This is a genomic window from Caulobacter sp. GW821-FHT10F06 (assembly GCF_058809215.1).
In genome coordinates this window covers 81,319-96,227 of sequence record NZ_JBXASK010000004.1, presented here as the reverse complement: position 1 = coordinate 96,227, position 14,909 = coordinate 81,319, and the positions used below count along the sequence as shown (strand labels likewise).

Below are 14,909 nucleotides of genomic sequence, written 5' to 3'. Positions count from 1 at the left end.
TTTCTGTTGCGACGCGCTGTCGCGGTCCAGGACCGCGTTCGACGCCTCCGGTCGCGAGCCGCCGGAAAGCGCCCTGAAATCTTAGCGACAGAACGCCGCAATCGCGCCGCAATGGCTAACGGCGCGCACCCTGGCGGCGAAGAGAAGCTTTACCGCGCTAACCTTGAATGCGCTGGGTTTTGAGCTGTTCGCGGCCTGGGAGAATCCATTTTCGGGGCTCCAAAATCCGTCCCCTGCGTTTTCTGGTTGCGACTCAGCGACCGCTTGCACCCGATTCGCAAATCATATTAACCATTCGGCCATCGAGATCATTCACCATTAACCAGTCTTAAATTAACTCACCTGCAAAGTGCAGGACGGGTTTAACGGGCGGCTTCCGCCAAGACGTCGAATAACGCCACCGAGTGGCGTGGAGGGGCTCATGCGCGTACTGTTGATCGAGGATGACAGCGCAACGGCGCAGACCATCGAATTGATGCTGAAGTCTGAAGGCTTCAACGTCTATACGACGGATCTCGGCGAAGAAGGCGTCGATCTCGGCAAGATCTACGACTACGATCTGATCCTGCTCGACCTCAATCTTCCTGACATGAGCGGCATCGATGTCCTGCGCACCCTGCGGGTCGCGAAGGTCAATACGCCGATCATGATCCTGTCGGGTTCGTCGGAAATCGACACGAAGGTGAAGACCTTCTCGGGCGGCGCCGACGACTACATGACCAAGCCGTTCCACAAGGACGAGATGATCGCCCGCATCCACGCGGTGGTCCGTCGTTCGAAGGGTCATGCCCAGTCGGTCATCAAGACCGGCGACATCATCGTGAACCTGGACGCCAAGACGGTCGAAGTGAACGGCAACCGCGTTCACCTGACCGGCAAGGAATACCAGATGCTGGAGCTGCTCTCCCTGCGCAAGGGCACGACCCTGACCAAGGAGATGTTCCTGAACCACCTGTACGGCGGCATGGACGAGCCGGAACTGAAGATCATCGACGTCTTCATCTGCAAGCTCCGCAAGAAGCTGGCGGCCTCGGCCCAGGGCAAGCACCACATTGAGACGGTCTGGGGCCGCGGCTACGTGCTGCGCGATCCCAACGAGCAGATCGCCGCCGCCTAAAAAGCGCCGCGAAAGCTTCGCACACAGACAGGCGCCCGCCCCACAAAGGCGGGCGCTTTTCTTTTGTCTTTCATGGGCTTGGCGCCAGCCGGGCCGTCCGCGTTAACCGTACCCGTGACAAAAAGACCGAAGCACCGAATAGTGCTTGTCGCTTCGAGAGGCTCCGGCCATCTTCCGGCGCGACGATTGCTGGGGGGCTACCCAGCCGTGTCATTTTGACCTTTGCGCGGCATCGCAACCGATGGGGGAACGATGCAGGAATTTGATCCGCGACGCCCGACCTTGCGTCTGGCGCCCCGGCTGTTCACAGCCGTCGCCGGCCTGGCTGCTCTGGGCCTGGGCTGGAAGCTGACGGCGGCCGACGTCGATGCGCCGATCGCCAAGGCTCCCCTCGACCCCGCCGCCCTGGTCGCCCTGCAGCACGTGGCCTTCGCCAGCGCCGAGGCCCAGCCGGGCTTCGACCGCCCGCAAAGCATTCCGGTTAAGGTCCGTCCCGGCGAAACCCTCGAAAACGCCGTGCAGCGCGCCGGCGTCGCCCCCGAGGAGGCCCGCCAGGTGGTCGCCACGCTCCAAGGCGCGATCGACACCGTCAACATCAAGGCCGGCATGGCCTTCGAGGCCGCCATCGCCCAGCGCCGCAGCGAGCGCGGTCCGGCCCGCCTGATCGGCCTGTCGATGCGCACCGGCCCGTCCTCGACCCTGACCGTCTCGCGCACCTTCGACGGCGCCCTGCGCCTGCGCGAGCTCGAGGAAAAGGTCACCGACGAGACCAAGGTGGCCTGCGGCGAGATGAACGGCTCGTTCTACGAGAGCGTCGCTAATGTCGGCGGCACCCCGGCCGTGATCAGCGAGGCGGCCAAGCTGTTCTCGCACAAGATCGACTTCTCGCGGGACATCCACGAAGGCGACAAGTTCTGTTTGGTGTTCGACCGCAAGGTCACCGAGAGCGGCCGCACGGTCGAGGCCGGCGACCTGGAGTACGCTGAGGTCAAGGGCCAGCGCTTTTACGCCTTCGACCGCGACGGCAAAACCCAGTTCTTCGACGAGCTGGGCAAGAACATCAAAGGCTTCCTGCTGCGCACGCCGGTCGACGGCGCCCGCATCACCTCCACCTTCGGGGCCCGCAAGCACCCGGTGCTGGGCTATACCCGCGCCCACAAGGGCGTCGACTTCGGAGCCGGCACCGGCACCCCGATCCTGGCCGCCGGCGACGGCGTGGTCCTGGAAGCCCGCCGCTGGAGCGGCTACGGCAACTGGCTGCGCATCCGCCATTCGGGCCAGTGGGACACCGGCTACGGCCACATCTCGCGCTACGCTCCGGGCATCAAGGCCGGAACCCGCGTCCATCAGGGCCAGGTCGTGGCCTATGTCGGCTCGACGGGCCTGGCGACCGGTCCGCACCTTCACTACGAAGTCTGGCTGAACGGCGAGCGGGTCAATCCGATCGGGGCCAAGGTGCCGCAAGGCACCATCCTGGCGGGCGGCGAACTGGCCTCGTTCAAGTCCAAGAAGTCGCGCATCGACCGCATGCTGGCCGACGGCGGCTCGGTGTCGATGGCCAGCAGCGACGAGACGCCCAAGCTGACCCTGGCCAAGCTGGACAAGGCCGAGCCGAAGCTGCGGTAGTCAAAAAGGCTGTCATCCCGGGCGAAGCGCAGCGCAGACCCGGGACCACGGCAGGCGCCGCGTTTCCGGCGGTCCCGGGTCTTCGCCCGGGATGACACCGCGGGGTGTTTCGGCCTAGAAAGACCGCCTTCGAGATCATCAATCGCCGCCCCGCATCCGTGGGGCGGCGATGTCTTTTTCAGCCAAGGCTCCCCGTGTCCCAGCGCGCCGCCCTCTATCAAGACCGCCGCTTCGTCGTCGGCATGGCCGTGCTGTGCTGCGTGCTGTGGGGCAGCGCGTTTCCGGCGGTGAAGGCCGGCTACGCCCTGCTGCACGTGGCCAAGACCGACACCGCCGCCCAGATGCTGTTCGCCGGCTGGCGCTTCCTGGCGGCGGGGCTGATCCTGCTGGTGCTGGCGGCGGTGGGGCGCAAGAGCCTGGTTCCGCCGCGCGACCAGATCGGCCGGGTGGTCGCCCTGGGCTTTGTCCAGACCACCGTGCAGTACGTCTTCTTCTATATCGGCCTGGCCCACGCCACGGGCGTCAAGTCGTCGATCATGAACGCCACCGGGGCCTTCTTCGGCGTGATCCTGGCGCACTTCCTCTATCGCAACGACCGCCTGACCCCGCGCAAGATCGCCGGCTGCCTGCTGGGCTTCGCCGGGGTGCTGGCGGTCAATCTGGGCGGCAAGGGGCTGGACTTCGAGTTCACCCTGCTGGGCGAAGGTTTCGTGGTCATCGCCGCCTTCGTGCTGGCCGCCGCCTCGATCTGGGGCAAGACCATCTCGCAGAAGGTCGACCCGATGGTGATGACCGGCTGGCAGCTGGCTATCGGCGGTGCGGCCCTTCTGGCCATCGGCCTGGTCGCCGGCGGCCATCTGGGACATTTCGACGTCCGCGCCCTGGCCCTGCTGGCCTATATGGCCGGGCTGTCGGCCACCGCCTTCGCCGTGTGGAGCCTGCTGATGAAGCACAATCCGGTCGGGATGCTGGCGGTGTTCAACTTCCTGATCCCGGTGTTCGGGGTGCTGCTGTCGGCGCTGTTCCTGCACGAGCCGGTGCTGGCCTGGAAGAACGCCGCCGCCCTGGCGCTGGTGTGCGGCGGCATCTGGCTGGTGACGCGCAAGCCCTAGAGAGATGCTCCCCTTTTGGGGGAGCTGTCGCGGAGCGACTGAGGGGGTCCTCAGCGGAGTAGGCCGGAGAGGACCCCCTCCGGCCCTCTGGGCCACCTCCCCCAAAGGGGGAGGATCGATCTGAACCTAGTCCACCCCCGCCACGGCCAGCAGCGCCGCCAGACCGACCTGCATGCCCTTCAGGCTCTCGCCCTTCTCGACATCGATCCATTCGTCCAGCGCGTGGGCGCGGCCCGCCTTGCCGCCCGAGCCGATGGTGACGGCCGGGATGCCCAGGCTCATCGGTAGGTTGCTGTCGGTCGACGAGGCGTCATGCTCGGGCTTGAAGCCCAGGGCCGAGATCGCCGCGTCGGTCAGGCCGACGATCGCCGCGTTGGGATCGGTCCCGCCGGCCGGACGCTCGCCGATCACCTTGGGATCGACGGTGATCTTGCCGAAACGGGTCGAGCGCGCGGCGTTCTCGCCCGCGACCGCGGCGTCGAGAATGCCCAGCAGGGTCTTATCCAGCTTGGCCAGTTCCTCGGCGCTCTCCGAGCGCATGTCGAACTCCATGAACACCTCGTTCGGGATCGAATTGACCGAGGTGCCGCCGCCGGTGACGCTGGCCGAATAGGTGGTCTTGGGATCCTTGGGCGTCTGCACCGCGTAGAGGTCGACCACCGACTTGGCCATCGCCGCCATCGGATTGACCGTGCCGAACGCGCCGTAGCTGTGGCCGCCCGGCCCCTTGAACGTCACGCGATAGCGCTTGGAGCCGACGCCGCGATCGACCACCCGCGACGGGTCCGAGCCGTCCATCGAGAAGAAGGCGCTGATCCGGCCCTTATAGGCGCTCTTGTTGAAGAGATAGCGCACGCCGCGCAGGTCGCCCGGGCCTTCCTCGCCCACATTGCCGACGAACAGGATGTCGCTCTTGGTCTTGATGCCCGCCGCGTCCATGGCCCGCAGATAGGCCAGCAGGGTGGCCAGCGAGCGGGTGTCGTCGCCGATGCCGGGGGCCGACAGCTTGGTTCCCTCGCGCTTGACCTTGGTGTCGGTGCCTTCGGGGAAGACGGTGTCCAGGTGGGCGGCGATGACCACGAACGGGCCCTTGCCCTTGGTCGCCGTCCCGGCCCTCACGCCCGAGACATTGCCCTCGGCGTCCATCGCGACGTCCGACAGGCCGTGGGCCTTCAGCATCTCCAGATAGGCCTTGGCCCGCTTTTCCTCCTTGAAGGGCGGGGCGGGGATCTCGGTCAGGGTGACGATGTCGGCGACCGTGCGGTCGAAGTCGGCGTCCAGCTTGGCGGCCGCCGCCTTGAACGCCGGCGAGGCCACCAGCTTGCGCACCGTCCCGGCGTGGTCGGTCTTGGGCGCGGCCTGGGCCTGGGAGGCGACCAAGGCCGCCGCGAAGGCGATCAGCGAGGCGGAGCGGCGAAGGGTGCTGGTCATCTGGAGAATCCCCGAAACTGTGCGCGGCAGCCTAGGGGGCGCGCCCAGCGGTGTCATCCCGAGGACGCCACGAGGACACAGGTTCGCATCCTCGCCGGCTTTTCCGGCAAGTGTGGGGAGGCGGCGGAGCGTCCGGGCCAGGCCCGGATGAGTGTGTAGTGGAGTACCGTTTCGGCCGTGGCCGGAGCGCTCCGCGCGATCGTTATCCCTCTGGCCGGGGCGCGCGGGTCTTGTTCAACCCTTTGCCCCACCCGGATTTGTCCTCCTCGCGACGGACCCAGCCCTTAAGCTGCAAGCCACGCCGATTCCGCAGGGACCCGGAGCGAACCTTCGGACGGGCGGGGTTTTGGCCATCCCCGATGGACAGGTTTACGTCCCCTGTCCTCTGAACCCGCACAACCGCCCCCGCCACCCGTCAGGTCGCCAGCTGGACGGCCTCCCCAGTGGCGGGGCGAGAGTGATTATGTGGCGGGTTTGGCGGATGATGCGTCGATTTTGGATCGTGACGCTGGGTCGGGCGGTTAGGGCGTTGAATTTGTTGGGGCGGAGTGGCGGTTATGCTCGTGAGGGAGCGGGGATAAGTGGCGATGCCTGGCTGAAATGCGCCACTTGTTGATGTTGGCTCGCCTCCAAGAAGTGGACATTCAGTGCGCGAGGCGCAGGTGCTAGATCATCCCCCTGGGCGAGCCAAAGCTTCCCTTGCTGCCCTAGCCGGGGAATATGGCGCTTCACGATCTGCCATCCACCAAGCCTAACGACAGCGTCCCACTCTCTAGAAGCCCTTCAAATCGACGGATTCAAGGTAAACGCTTTCTTGCGAAATGATCACCAATCTCGCGTAGTTGCTGGATATGGGAAAGGCGCGAAATTGAACGAGCGGAATACGGAAACCATGCCTCGAAGTGGCGAAGCCCACATGAAGGCTGCCGTGCTCCAACGGCTGCGATCGACCGGGGTTATCAATCGCCACTCGGTTATCGCGAACGAATTTACCATAGGCAAAACATCGGTGCGCGCTGACTTGGCCCTGCTCAGCAATGAGTTCATTGGTGTCGAGATCAAAAGCGAGCGCGACAGTCTGCGCCGGCTACCGCGTCAGCTTGAGGCGTACAAAGCGCACTTCCAGAGAACCATTGTGGTGCTCGCGGCAAAGCACGCCGGAATAGCCGCCGAGCAATCTATGGCAAACACCGAGATTTGGCGCTTTGACAACGATGGCACCCTCACGATCATCGCCGAGCCAGAGAATGCACTCTCGATAGACGAGGCATCGTTCGCAAAGTTGCTTACGCAAGCTGAGCTAAAGAAGGCTGGCGAATCGCCTGCCGACGAAGCTTTCCGCACAGCATTTCGCCAACGCTTCGGGCAAACCAGTTCCGCGTTTTGGTTGAGTCTGGGCCGCAGGCGGATCGTTGAGGGCGACCTCTCCACGCTCAGCCGTTTCCGTGCGGAGCGAGAAGAACTTCGCCTATGGAAAGAGAACCGGGATTTGGAATGGCTTCGCTGGGAGCAACAGGCCCTCGCGATCCTACCCGAACTTGCCGCCTAGTCGGTCCACTCCTCATCGGTTTCGTACAGACCGTCAGGATCATCGAAAAACAACTGGCGATGTAGATGCAAGTTGATCCGGACAGCTGTCGAGCTTGAGGGAGACTTTATTGCGTTCAAATCGCCTCCGGCCGTCCGCTCAATCATCTGGGCACCCCACAGCCTGAGCGCGCCATCCCAGTCAGCGGACTTCATCGCATTGTCCGCTTGGTTCAAGTAGCCGGTAGAGCGAGGCAGTGTGTCATCATTCTCGCGAAAGAACGTCCACCGTCCACCACTAGCCAAGTCAACACGAGGCGCAGGTGTTCCTCCCCCACCCATTTGCTTTTCGGCTCGGGCGCTACCTCGGTCGCTGTAGATAAGCCCCGCGGGTCCAAGTTGCCAGGTAACACCATTGAAGTGGGCTCGTTCATAAATCGCTTGTTCATCCAAGTTCACAAACCCAGAAGGAAAAGATGAAGCTGAAATAGCTATCACTGCACGCGGCATCGTTTCTCTCAGTGTGCGAACGTAGGCTGTTGCCGTAGCTTGGTCCAACAGGAGACCGGCGCTCTGTTGGCCCAGATCAACTATCAGACATGCGTCCTCGCCTCCGTTAGTTTGCGCTCCAATCGCTTCACTGAGTTCTCGTAAAATCCGAAGCGCTGGCCCCTGAAAATGCACAGCGATTCCACGTCCCAGCGCCCTTAGCCGCGCAATTTGGGCCGTTAGTTGGGCTAGGTCGCCCAGTTGCACGGTAGGAATTATGTTGGCCCGCTCTTCGACAAACGAGCACCAATTAGCATAGCCGCGCTCTGGTAATCTAAGTTGTTGGAGTTCGCCGTGAACCGGACGCGGATCACCCTTTGGCTTTTCCGGGGGGCATAGATCGCCGATATACGGGCGCTCGCCGTAGGCTTGAGCGATGCGGTCCATCGTGTTCTCAAGAGCGTACGACACGCCCCAAGACCTGATCTGAAAGAACGGTAGTAGCGCGTCTTTATCGCGCTCGGGTAGCTCTTCAAGAGCACGCATTTCAGAAACGCTAACAGCAAGCATGGGCAGATATGGAACGCGCGAGAAATCTCTTAACGCCATTACATTCCCCCCAGGACTACTTCGTTTGGAACATCTCCAAACGTATGTTCATAGCCGCTTCTGACACATCAAATAGCTCGGCAAGATAGAAGGCAATATCTGAAACGCCTTTTGCGCGAGCCTCCTCCAATAGCGGGACCAAGAGATGGTCGGGCATTAGTAGGTCAGAGGCGAGCCTGTTAGCTTCAGCCTCTCTCCAATCAGTTAGCGACGAACGGTACAACACGTCGTCTGTGATGCCTTCCCTGATATGATCTCGGTGCAGAAGATAGTGCCCAATCTCGTGCGCCACTGTGAAGCGCTGACGCTTACTCGGATCATGGCGATTGACACGAATAATGTAGCCCGCTGCCGTTGTGTCGTCAGGCCGGATTTCGCCTGAAATGCCGGCGGCTAACGTCGAAGCCGCAACCTTCAAACCTAGGGATTTAGCTAGAGCACCGAGCTTAACTGGAATTTCGGCCTGATGTGCTTTGAGTTGCATGCGAACCTCTTCGTTCAGGCTTCGCCATTCACGACTCATCACGATGTGCGCTCCTGTGCTTGGGTGTCATTACTCACGTTTTGCACCCTCCGCCGCTCCTGCGACATTTTCGGTCGCACTTTCCTCTTCAAACTCGTCATCGGCAGAGCCCCCCGCCCGCTCACCGGCTCCAGAATAGATGACCGCATCAACCCGTCTCTCAACCAACTTGCGCAAGTTTCCATCCGCAAACTCCTTGGTCAAAAACTCGGTGACGCTCGCTTCTAGATGGGTTCGCAGATCGCCTTCGCGAAGCTGAGCTCCAACGTGTGCCTTCGCGGCGCTTTTCGCGCTGCCCTTTAGGGCGGTAAAGCCCCAGACTGCAAGGACAGCTAAGAACACACCGAGCACGGTGGTTAGGACAGCCACGCCCGCGAGAATCGTCGCAGCTAGGTCGGCGTAGGTCATCCCTACAGGCCTTATGTGAAGCTCGAAGCCCTGCCCCACAAAGATGAGTAAGGTGCCTAGTAGGCCCGCTACGAAACCGATGAGCGCTGTTCTAGCCATTCCCGCCTCCCCCGAGTCGTTCATTGCTAACACGACGCGTCGTTGTTTGCTGATTCGACTTCGCCAAAAGCGTGCAGCAGCGACCTCAAAGGGAGAAGAAAAGTCACGCTCGACCGATCACCCCCCTCTAATCAAACACGATCACCGACCGCGCCAGCTCCCCGCGCTTGAGCTCGTCAAACGCCGAGTTGACCTCCTCCAACCTGATCCGCCGCGAGATCAGCTCGTCCAGTTTCAGCTTGCCGGCCATGTAGGCGTCGACCAGGCGGGGCATGTCGACCGGGAAGCGGTTGGAGCCCATGTAGCTGCCCTGGATGCGCTTCTCGCCCAGGAAGTCGGAGCCGGTCAGTTCGATCTTCACGCCCTGGGGGATCATGCCGATGATGTTGGCCGTGCCGCCCCGGCGCAGCATCTTGAACGCCTGCTCGGCGGTGGCCTTCAGGCCGATGGCCTCGAAGCTGTGGTGGACGCCGCCGCCGGTCAGCTCCTGCACCTGCTTGACCGTGTCGCCCTCGCTGGCGTTGATCACGTCGGTGGCGCCGAAGGTCTTGGCCAGCGCCAGCTTGCCCGGCACGCGGTCGATGGCGATGATCCGGCCGGCCCCGGCCATGGCCGCGCCGTTGATGGTGGCCAGGCCCACGCCGCCGCAGCCGATCACGGCCACGGTCTCGCCCGGGCGGACGCTGGAGGTGTGGATCACCGCGCCGACGCCGGTCATCACCGAGCAGCCGATCAGGGCGGCGCGGTCGAACGGCATGTCCTTGCGGATGGCCACGCACGCGTGCTCGTGCACCAGCATCATCTCGGCGAAGGACGACAGGTTCAGGAACTGCGCCATCTTGGTTTCGCCGGCGCCCGACAGGTCCTCGCGGAACAGGCGCGGCTCGTCGGTCTTGGCGCGGCGGGTCTCCGGGCTGATGCAGAGGTTCATGTGCCCGGTCAGGCAGACCTCGCAGTGGCCGCAATAGGGGTTGAGGCAGGTGATGACGTGGTCGCCGACCTTGACGGTGCGCACTTCGGAGCCGACCGCCTCGACGATCCCGGCGCTCTCGTGGCCCAGCACGGCGGGCAGGGGATGGGCGTAGGAGCCCTCGATGAAGTGCAGGTCCGAATGGCAGACGCCGGCGGCCTTGGTGCGGATCAGCACCTCGCGCGGGCCCGGCTTGCCGATGGACACGGTCTCGATCTGGAGGGGCTTGCCCACCTCGCGCAGCACGGCCGCCTTCATTCGCTGTCTCTCCCTGGTTTGGGCGGAGACTAGCGTCGCGTCAGGGGCGAGCGGAAGGGCTTATTCGAACAATCGTTCGAATTTAGTCCGGGCGCTTAAGCGGCGATGGGCGCGCGGCGCTCGGGGATGATCTGGTCGACGGCCAGCAGCACGGTCATACCGGTGTCCGAGGTGATCACGGCCGAGACCAGGGGCGAGTTCTCCTCGCCCATCGACGGCGGCGGATTGATCTGGTCGGCGTTGACGGTGAAGCTGTCGCAGACGGCGTCCACCAGTAGGCCGGCGACGTCGTCGCCGCTCTCGATGACGATGATGACCTGGCGCGGGCCGTCCTGGGCCACGCCCTTGCCGAGGCGGGCCGACAGGTCGATGACCGGCATGACCTGGCCGCGCAGGTTGATGACGCCGCGCACATAGGGCGGCGCGTCGGGCAGCTGGGTCGGCGGGGTGACGCCGCGGATCTCGCGAACCGAGTTGACCTGCACGCAGTAGGTCTGGGTCCCGACTTCGAACGACAGGACTTGAAGGGCTTCGCCCGTCTTGTACGCCACGTTGCTGGTCATGGAAGCCTCCGCTGGTCGACCGGTCCGGCGGCGAGTGTGGTCGCCGGGCAATCCGACCTTGCCGAGAAATAGTGAACAAACCGGTTGCGACGACCGCCCGGATTTTCCGTTCAGGTGCGGTTCAGCCAGCAAGGACGATGCTGTCTTCACGATATCAGAACGGCCTGCCGACGGCGGGTCGTAACGAAAGGGAGAGCTTCATGACCCGCAAGATCAGCACCGTCATCGGCCGTGTCGCGGCGGGTCTCGCCGCGCTGTCGATGGTGGCCGCGACGAGCGCCGCCTCGGCCCAGTCGCGCTACTACCGCGACCATCACCGCGACAACGGCGGCAAGACCGAGGCGGCCATCGTGGCCGGCGTGCTCGGCCTGGCCGTGGGCGCGGCGATCGCCGGCAACAACAACGACCGCTACGACAGCCGTTACGACCGTCGCGGCTACGACTATGCGCCGCCGCCCCCGCCGCCGCGTTATGGCTACGGCTACGGCCCGCGCCACTACGACCGCTATCGCAGCGACTGCTGGGTGACCCGCGACTACGACCGTCGCAGCGGCGCCGTCTATGAGCGGACCGTTTGCCGCTAAGATATTGACCTAAAAAAGATTCCTCGAATTCCAATTCATGGGGGTTCGGGGGGCAGGTTCGGATGCCCACCAATCCGACCTAACGGGCCAGGCCTCGCGCCTGACCCGGAAAGGACCCCGGAGCCCCAAGCCCGGGGTCTTTTCACGTCTGGCCGACAGGACGCTTGTCGTCGGAACAAAAAAGGAACATTGTGGTTTCCGCACCCAGGAGATCCGCGATGTCCGCCGCCTCGTTCCATGCCGCCGCGCCCGACACGGCCCTGTCCGGCGCTCTTTCGGGACTGGGCGTGACGGGCGGGGAGACCCATGACCGGATGGAGATCGCCGAGGCCGTGCTGGCCGGCGCCTGGCGCACGCTGAGGGCGGCCGGGTTCCGCGAGGCCGAGGTCCAGGCCCTGTTCGACCAGATCGCCGACCGGCCCGAAGACCTGGCCCGGCGGCTGCGCAAGATGGCCAACGCGGCCGGCTGAACGCCTTCTCGAGCGCACCGGAAAAAACGCGACAATTCAGCGCATCCGGCCTGCATCCGAGCTTTATCGCGCCGCGTAGCTGTTGGGACGCCGTCGCCTGGCCGTGATTTGTCATCCGTCACGGACAGGCCCGACCGCGGCCCGCCGCTCCGTCCCCCCACAACGGCGGGCTTGCCGCGGGGTCTCTCCGCCGTGTCCCCCAGATCGCGCGGAGGGACCCCGATCGTGGGGTTTCGAAATCAGAAGGTGCGGCTGACCAGCGAACGGAGGCCCTGGGCCTTTTGCGGCAGGTCGGCGGCGAGGCGCGAGGCCAGCTCGCGGACGCCGGCGGGATAGGCCTCGCCGCCGGCGGCGATTTCGGCGGCGATCGCCGCCATGTCGGACAGGCCGCGATCCAGGCGCTCGACCTCTTCGCGGGCCAGCATGCGGGCCTCGGTCTGCAGGCGCTTGACGCGCTGGGCGGTGGTTTCGGGGCCCCGTCCGAGGTCATAGAGCTCGGCGACGTGGGCGGAGGAAGACGCGGACGGCGGGACCAGGGAAAGGGGCTTGCCAGCCATGGATCAGGTTCCTCGAAGCCGGTCGGAATAGACCGACCACTGACCTAACTAAGCCGCGACAAGCGTCAGCGTTCCGGCCCTGAACGCCAAAGGCGGCGGGCCGTGGCGCTTGCGCCACAGCTCCGCCGCCCCGAGACGTCGGGCGCCTGAAATCAGTGCGGCGCGTAGGTTTGCGGCGCGCCTTGCGGCATCGGCGGAACGTGCGACGGCGCGGTCGCCTGCGGGGCCGGACGCTGGAACTTCAGGCTGCGGCCCTGGAACTGCGCGCCGGTTTCCATGGCCAGCTGCTCGTGGGTGATGTCGCCGTCGACGTGGCACGTCCCATAAAGACGCACGGCCTGGGCGGTGACATTGCCGACCACGGCGCCGTGGATCTCGACCACCTGGGCGGTGACGCCGCCCTCGACCCGGGCGTTGGGGCCCAGGATCAGCTTGCCGACCCGGATGTCGCCCAGGACCACGCAGTCCAGGTGCAGCTCGCCGTCGCCGACCACGTCGCCCTTGATGGTGACGCCCTGGGCGATCATCGAGGCGGGCTTGGGGCGCGGCGCAGGCGCCGGTGCGGCGGCGGGAGCCGGCGCACGTGGAGCGTCCAGCGGCGCCAGGGCGACCGGGGCGGGGGTGTCTTTCTTCTTGGCGAACATGGGCGGCGACCTTGTCTCGAAATGGCTCGTCGAGCTTCCGAGGAGCAAGACGGAGGCCAGCCGCCCAACGCCGTTATTTGGTGTCGACCACGTGGGTGGTGGGACGGTCGTCGCCGGACGACACCTCGTCGTGCCAACGGCCGTTGGCGTCCTCGTAGCTGATGCCTTCGGTCTCGCCGGGCACGCGCTGCTCGGCGGCGGCGCGCTTGGCCGCGTTCAGGGCCGCGTCGTGGGTCTTGAAGGTCTCGGAGAACACGTCGCCCAGCTTGTAGGCCCAGCCGCCATCGTGCTCGACGATGGTGTAGGTGATGTCGGTCATGGTCTGGTCTCCAGAGGCTTCAGGCAACAACAACAGCAGGGATCAAGCACGGTTCCAGGCGCGGAGTCTTGTACGGTCCCGCGCCGCGCGCGGGAAAACCGAACGCAAGCGTCGCCGCCGCTTTATCAGGCGACCAGCCGCTGGAGCCGCCATGTCCCCGATCCCGTTTCGCGTCGCCCTGCTGCTCGGCGGCTTGCTGACGATCAGCGCCTGCTCCGACCAGAAGACGCCCGCCGGCCCCAAGGGCCCCGCGCCGGAGCCTTCGCCCGCCGCCGCGCCGGCCGCCGGCAACGGCGCCGGTTCCGAGGTGCTGGTCTATCGCTGCGACGATGGCCAGGCGGTGCGGGCCAGCTATCCCGACCGCGACACCGCTATCGTCGAGTATCAGGGCCGCTCGCGCGTGCTGAAGACCGCCGTCTCGGCCAGCGGCGCGCGCTATGTCGGCGAGGGCCTGCAGTGGTGGACCAAGGGCCTGACGCAAGGCGCGATCGCGCCCCTGGCCCCGGGCGAGGACGTCGCCTCGGCGACGGGCGTCAGCTGCGCCGTGGCGCCGCCGCCCGCGGCCGCCGCGCCGCCGCCGGTCGTCGCGCCGCCGCCCAAGCCGGAGACGTCGCTGATCGAGCCTTCACGCGACCTGGGCGGGGTGCTGCCGCTCAAGCACGGCGTCTTCGTCGAGGCCAGCCAGGATTGTGGAAGTCCGCCCAACGCCGCCCTGCGCCGCTATGACGGCCAGGGCCTCAGCGGCGCCCATACCCGCGACTGCCGCGCCAAGGTGCTGTCGCGCGCGGGGGCGACCTATCGGGTCGAGCAGTCCTGCATCGACGCCGGCGCCGGCCCGGCTCCGCGCTCGACCGATCAGCAGACGATCATCATCGTCAACAACCTGGAATTCACCCAGCCGGGCCGGGGCGGCGAACAGCGCTTTCGCTACTGCGCCGCGTCACTGCTGCCGCCAGACCTGAGGTAGAGACGCGCATCAAGCTTGGCCGCGACGCCGCCGAGAACCCGCCTCCACATGCGGCATTCCGTCAGATTGTTAACGACCCGTGTTCAGCCACACAGTTTGGGTATCAAACAGGCGTTGGCGAGGAGCCGCCGGCGGCCGGTGCAATCGTTTTCCGCTTAGTGTTCAGAGTGCGCGTATGGCAAAGGCTGTTTCACCTTCAACGCTGGGGTCCCGCTGGTGGCAGCGCGACCCGATCACCGGAATCGTCGTCGGCTGGGCCGTGATCATCGCCGGCGCCGCAATCGGCTTCGAGATGCTCCAGGTCGTGGTGCGGGGGCTTTAGGCCGAAATCCCTCTCTCATAGAGAGAGGGAGGGGCCCATGCGCAGCATGGGAGGGTGAGAGGTTACACCCTCTCCGAATGAGGCGCTGACAAGACTGGGCGCGCGCATAGACAGCGGGCGCACCTGCGCGCGGATAAGCTCAAGAAGATGGACGAGGGTTCGCCGGCTACGGTGAAACCTCTTGTGTCTTGGATCTGAGGTTAAAGTGGTGATGCGGGCGGCTGTTAGCAGCAGCCGCCCGCCGCGACCTTGAGCCCGTGAACCCCTTGGCGTTGAAGGCCGTGGGTGAGTTTGGGCCGGTCGTGATCTTCCAA

The 14,909-nt window shown here is 65.0% G+C and carries 17 protein-coding genes; 8 read left to right on the top strand and 9 right to left on the bottom strand.

Annotated elements, in window-relative coordinates:
* Nucleotides 1-421: 421 nt before the first annotated feature.
* The 3 genes from ctrA (at nt 422) to AC1RUS_RS09805 (ending at nt 3,855) form a co-directional block, all read left to right on the top strand.
* Complete coding sequence (ctrA, locus tag AC1RUS_RS09815) at nt 422-1,117, top strand: response regulator transcription factor CtrA (RefSeq protein ID WP_492915497.1); 696 nt, start codon at nt 422-424, stop codon at nt 1,115-1,117.
* A 252-nt stretch (nt 1,118-1,369) separates the two neighbouring features.
* Nucleotides 1,370-2,743: a M23 family metallopeptidase gene (locus AC1RUS_RS09810; protein WP_492915495.1), complete on the top strand. Its 1,374-nt coding sequence runs from the start codon at nt 1,370-1,372 to the stop codon at nt 2,741-2,743.
* A 242-nt stretch (nt 2,744-2,985) separates the two neighbouring features.
* Complete coding sequence (locus AC1RUS_RS09805; RefSeq protein ID WP_492916281.1) at nt 2,986-3,855, top strand: DMT family transporter; 870 nt, start codon at nt 2,986-2,988, stop codon at nt 3,853-3,855.
* A gap of 126 nt (nt 3,856-3,981) precedes the next feature.
* Here the strand turns inward: AC1RUS_RS09805 and AC1RUS_RS09800 are convergent, their stop codons facing one another.
* Nucleotides 3,982-5,286, bottom strand: coding sequence for a M20/M25/M40 family metallo-hydrolase (locus AC1RUS_RS09800; RefSeq protein WP_492915493.1), 1,305 nt, complete (start codon nt 5,284-5,286; stop codon nt 3,982-3,984).
* A gap of 916 nt (nt 5,287-6,202) precedes the next feature.
* Between AC1RUS_RS09800 and AC1RUS_RS09795 the strand changes: the two genes are divergently transcribed.
* Nucleotides 6,203-6,835 (top strand): sce7726 family protein, encoded by a 633-nt coding sequence (locus AC1RUS_RS09795; protein ID WP_492915491.1) that lies wholly within the window; start codon nt 6,203-6,205, stop codon nt 6,833-6,835.
* Here the strand turns inward: AC1RUS_RS09795 and AC1RUS_RS09790 are convergent.
* From AC1RUS_RS09790 to AC1RUS_RS09770, 5 genes are all read right to left on the bottom strand, one after another.
* Nucleotides 6,832-7,911, bottom strand: a complete 1,080-nt coding sequence (locus tag AC1RUS_RS09790; RefSeq protein WP_492915488.1) for a beta family protein — start codon at nt 7,909-7,911, stop codon at nt 6,832-6,834. The two genes, AC1RUS_RS09795 and AC1RUS_RS09790, sit on opposite strands and share 4 nt — an antisense overlap.
* A gap of 16 nt (nt 7,912-7,927) precedes the next feature.
* Nucleotides 7,928-8,434 carry an ImmA/IrrE family metallo-endopeptidase gene (locus tag AC1RUS_RS09785; RefSeq protein WP_492916279.1) on the bottom strand — a complete coding sequence of 169 codons (507 nt, stop codon included), beginning with the start codon at nt 8,432-8,434 and terminating at the stop codon, nt 7,928-7,930.
* Nucleotides 8,435-8,464: 30 nt separating this feature from the next.
* Nucleotides 8,465-8,842, bottom strand: a complete 378-nt coding sequence (locus tag AC1RUS_RS09780; protein WP_492915486.1) for a hypothetical protein — start codon at nt 8,840-8,842, stop codon at nt 8,465-8,467.
* Between the two features lie 226 nt (nt 8,843-9,068).
* Nucleotides 9,069-10,169 (bottom strand): Zn-dependent alcohol dehydrogenase, encoded by a 1,101-nt coding sequence (locus AC1RUS_RS09775; protein WP_492915484.1) that lies wholly within the window; start codon nt 10,167-10,169, stop codon nt 9,069-9,071.
* Nucleotides 10,170-10,264: 95 nt separating this feature from the next.
* Entirely contained in the window at nt 10,265-10,732 is a 468-nt protein-coding gene (locus tag AC1RUS_RS09770; protein WP_492915482.1) for a chemotaxis protein CheW, read from the bottom strand.
* A gap of 200 nt (nt 10,733-10,932) precedes the next feature.
* On the opposite strand from AC1RUS_RS09770, the gene AC1RUS_RS09765 reads away from it, so the two are divergent.
* Nucleotides 10,933-11,316, top strand: a complete 384-nt coding sequence (locus tag AC1RUS_RS09765; protein ID WP_492915480.1) for a hypothetical protein — start codon at nt 10,933-10,935, stop codon at nt 11,314-11,316.
* Between the two features lie 218 nt (nt 11,317-11,534).
* Complete coding sequence (locus AC1RUS_RS09760; RefSeq protein ID WP_492915478.1) at nt 11,535-11,786, top strand: hypothetical protein; 252 nt, start codon at nt 11,535-11,537, stop codon at nt 11,784-11,786.
* A gap of 239 nt (nt 11,787-12,025) precedes the next feature.
* Here the strand turns inward: AC1RUS_RS09760 and AC1RUS_RS09755 are convergent, their stop codons facing one another.
* The 3 genes from AC1RUS_RS09755 to AC1RUS_RS09745 form a co-directional block, all read right to left on the bottom strand.
* Nucleotides 12,026-12,343: a hypothetical protein gene (locus tag AC1RUS_RS09755; protein ID WP_492915476.1), complete on the bottom strand. Its 318-nt coding sequence runs from the start codon at nt 12,341-12,343 to the stop codon at nt 12,026-12,028.
* 152 nt (nt 12,344-12,495) lie between these two features.
* The gene (locus tag AC1RUS_RS09750; RefSeq protein WP_492915474.1) at nt 12,496-12,987 is read right to left on the bottom strand and encodes a bactofilin family protein; all 492 of its coding nucleotides are present in this window, start codon (nt 12,985-12,987) and stop codon (nt 12,496-12,498) included.
* A 73-nt stretch (nt 12,988-13,060) separates the two neighbouring features.
* Nucleotides 13,061-13,306, bottom strand: a complete 246-nt coding sequence (locus tag AC1RUS_RS09745; RefSeq protein WP_492915472.1) for a DUF2188 domain-containing protein — start codon at nt 13,304-13,306, stop codon at nt 13,061-13,063.
* Between the two features lie 151 nt (nt 13,307-13,457).
* On the opposite strand from AC1RUS_RS09745, the gene AC1RUS_RS09740 reads away from it, so the two are divergent.
* Both AC1RUS_RS09740 and AC1RUS_RS09735 read left to right on the top strand, forming a co-directional pair.
* Nucleotides 13,458-14,273, top strand: coding sequence for an MliC family protein (locus AC1RUS_RS09740; RefSeq protein ID WP_492915470.1), 816 nt, complete (start codon nt 13,458-13,460; stop codon nt 14,271-14,273).
* A 175-nt stretch (nt 14,274-14,448) separates the two neighbouring features.
* Nucleotides 14,449-14,595: a hypothetical protein gene (locus tag AC1RUS_RS09735; RefSeq protein ID WP_492915468.1), complete on the top strand. Its 147-nt coding sequence runs from the start codon at nt 14,449-14,451 to the stop codon at nt 14,593-14,595.
* Nucleotides 14,596-14,909: the final 314 nt, after the last annotated feature.

Excerpts from the sequence above, each read along its gene's own strand:
- ctrA (WP_492915497.1), top strand. The coding sequence starts at position 422 with ATGCGCGTACTGTTGATCGAGGATGACAGCGCAACGGCGCAGACCATC.
- AC1RUS_RS09760 (WP_492915478.1), top strand. The coding sequence starts at position 11,535 with ATGTCCGCCGCCTCGTTCCATGCCGCCGCGCCCGACACGGCCCTGTCC.
- AC1RUS_RS09745 (WP_492915472.1), bottom strand. The coding sequence starts at position 13,306 with ATGACCGACATCACCTACACCATCGTCGAGCACGATGGCGGCTGGGCC.
- AC1RUS_RS09750 (WP_492915474.1), bottom strand. The coding sequence starts at position 12,987 with ATGTTCGCCAAGAAGAAAGACACCCCCGCCCCGGTCGCCCTGGCGCCG.
- AC1RUS_RS09780 (WP_492915486.1), bottom strand. The coding sequence starts at position 8,842 with ATGACCTACGCCGACCTAGCTGCGACGATTCTCGCGGGCGTGGCTGTC.
- AC1RUS_RS09810 (WP_492915495.1), top strand. The coding sequence starts at position 1,370 with ATGCAGGAATTTGATCCGCGACGCCCGACCTTGCGTCTGGCGCCCCGG.
- AC1RUS_RS09765 (WP_492915480.1), top strand. The coding sequence starts at position 10,933 with ATGACCCGCAAGATCAGCACCGTCATCGGCCGTGTCGCGGCGGGTCTC.
- AC1RUS_RS09800 (WP_492915493.1), bottom strand. The coding sequence starts at position 5,286 with ATGACCAGCACCCTTCGCCGCTCCGCCTCGCTGATCGCCTTCGCGGCG.
- AC1RUS_RS09770 (WP_492915482.1), bottom strand. The coding sequence starts at position 10,732 with ATGACCAGCAACGTGGCGTACAAGACGGGCGAAGCCCTTCAAGTCCTG.
- AC1RUS_RS09740 (WP_492915470.1), top strand. The coding sequence starts at position 13,458 with ATGTCCCCGATCCCGTTTCGCGTCGCCCTGCTGCTCGGCGGCTTGCTG.
- AC1RUS_RS09805 (WP_492916281.1), top strand. The coding sequence starts at position 2,986 with ATGGCCGTGCTGTGCTGCGTGCTGTGGGGCAGCGCGTTTCCGGCGGTG.
- AC1RUS_RS09795 (WP_492915491.1), top strand. The coding sequence starts at position 6,203 with ATGAAGGCTGCCGTGCTCCAACGGCTGCGATCGACCGGGGTTATCAAT.
- AC1RUS_RS09790 (WP_492915488.1), bottom strand. The coding sequence starts at position 7,911 with ATGGCGTTAAGAGATTTCTCGCGCGTTCCATATCTGCCCATGCTTGCT.
- AC1RUS_RS09755 (WP_492915476.1), bottom strand. The coding sequence starts at position 12,343 with ATGGCTGGCAAGCCCCTTTCCCTGGTCCCGCCGTCCGCGTCTTCCTCC.
- AC1RUS_RS09785 (WP_492916279.1), bottom strand. The coding sequence starts at position 8,434 with ATGAGTCGTGAATGGCGAAGCCTGAACGAAGAGGTTCGCATGCAACTC.
- AC1RUS_RS09775 (WP_492915484.1), bottom strand. The coding sequence starts at position 10,169 with ATGAAGGCGGCCGTGCTGCGCGAGGTGGGCAAGCCCCTCCAGATCGAG.
- AC1RUS_RS09735 (WP_492915468.1), top strand. The coding sequence starts at position 14,449 with ATGGCAAAGGCTGTTTCACCTTCAACGCTGGGGTCCCGCTGGTGGCAG.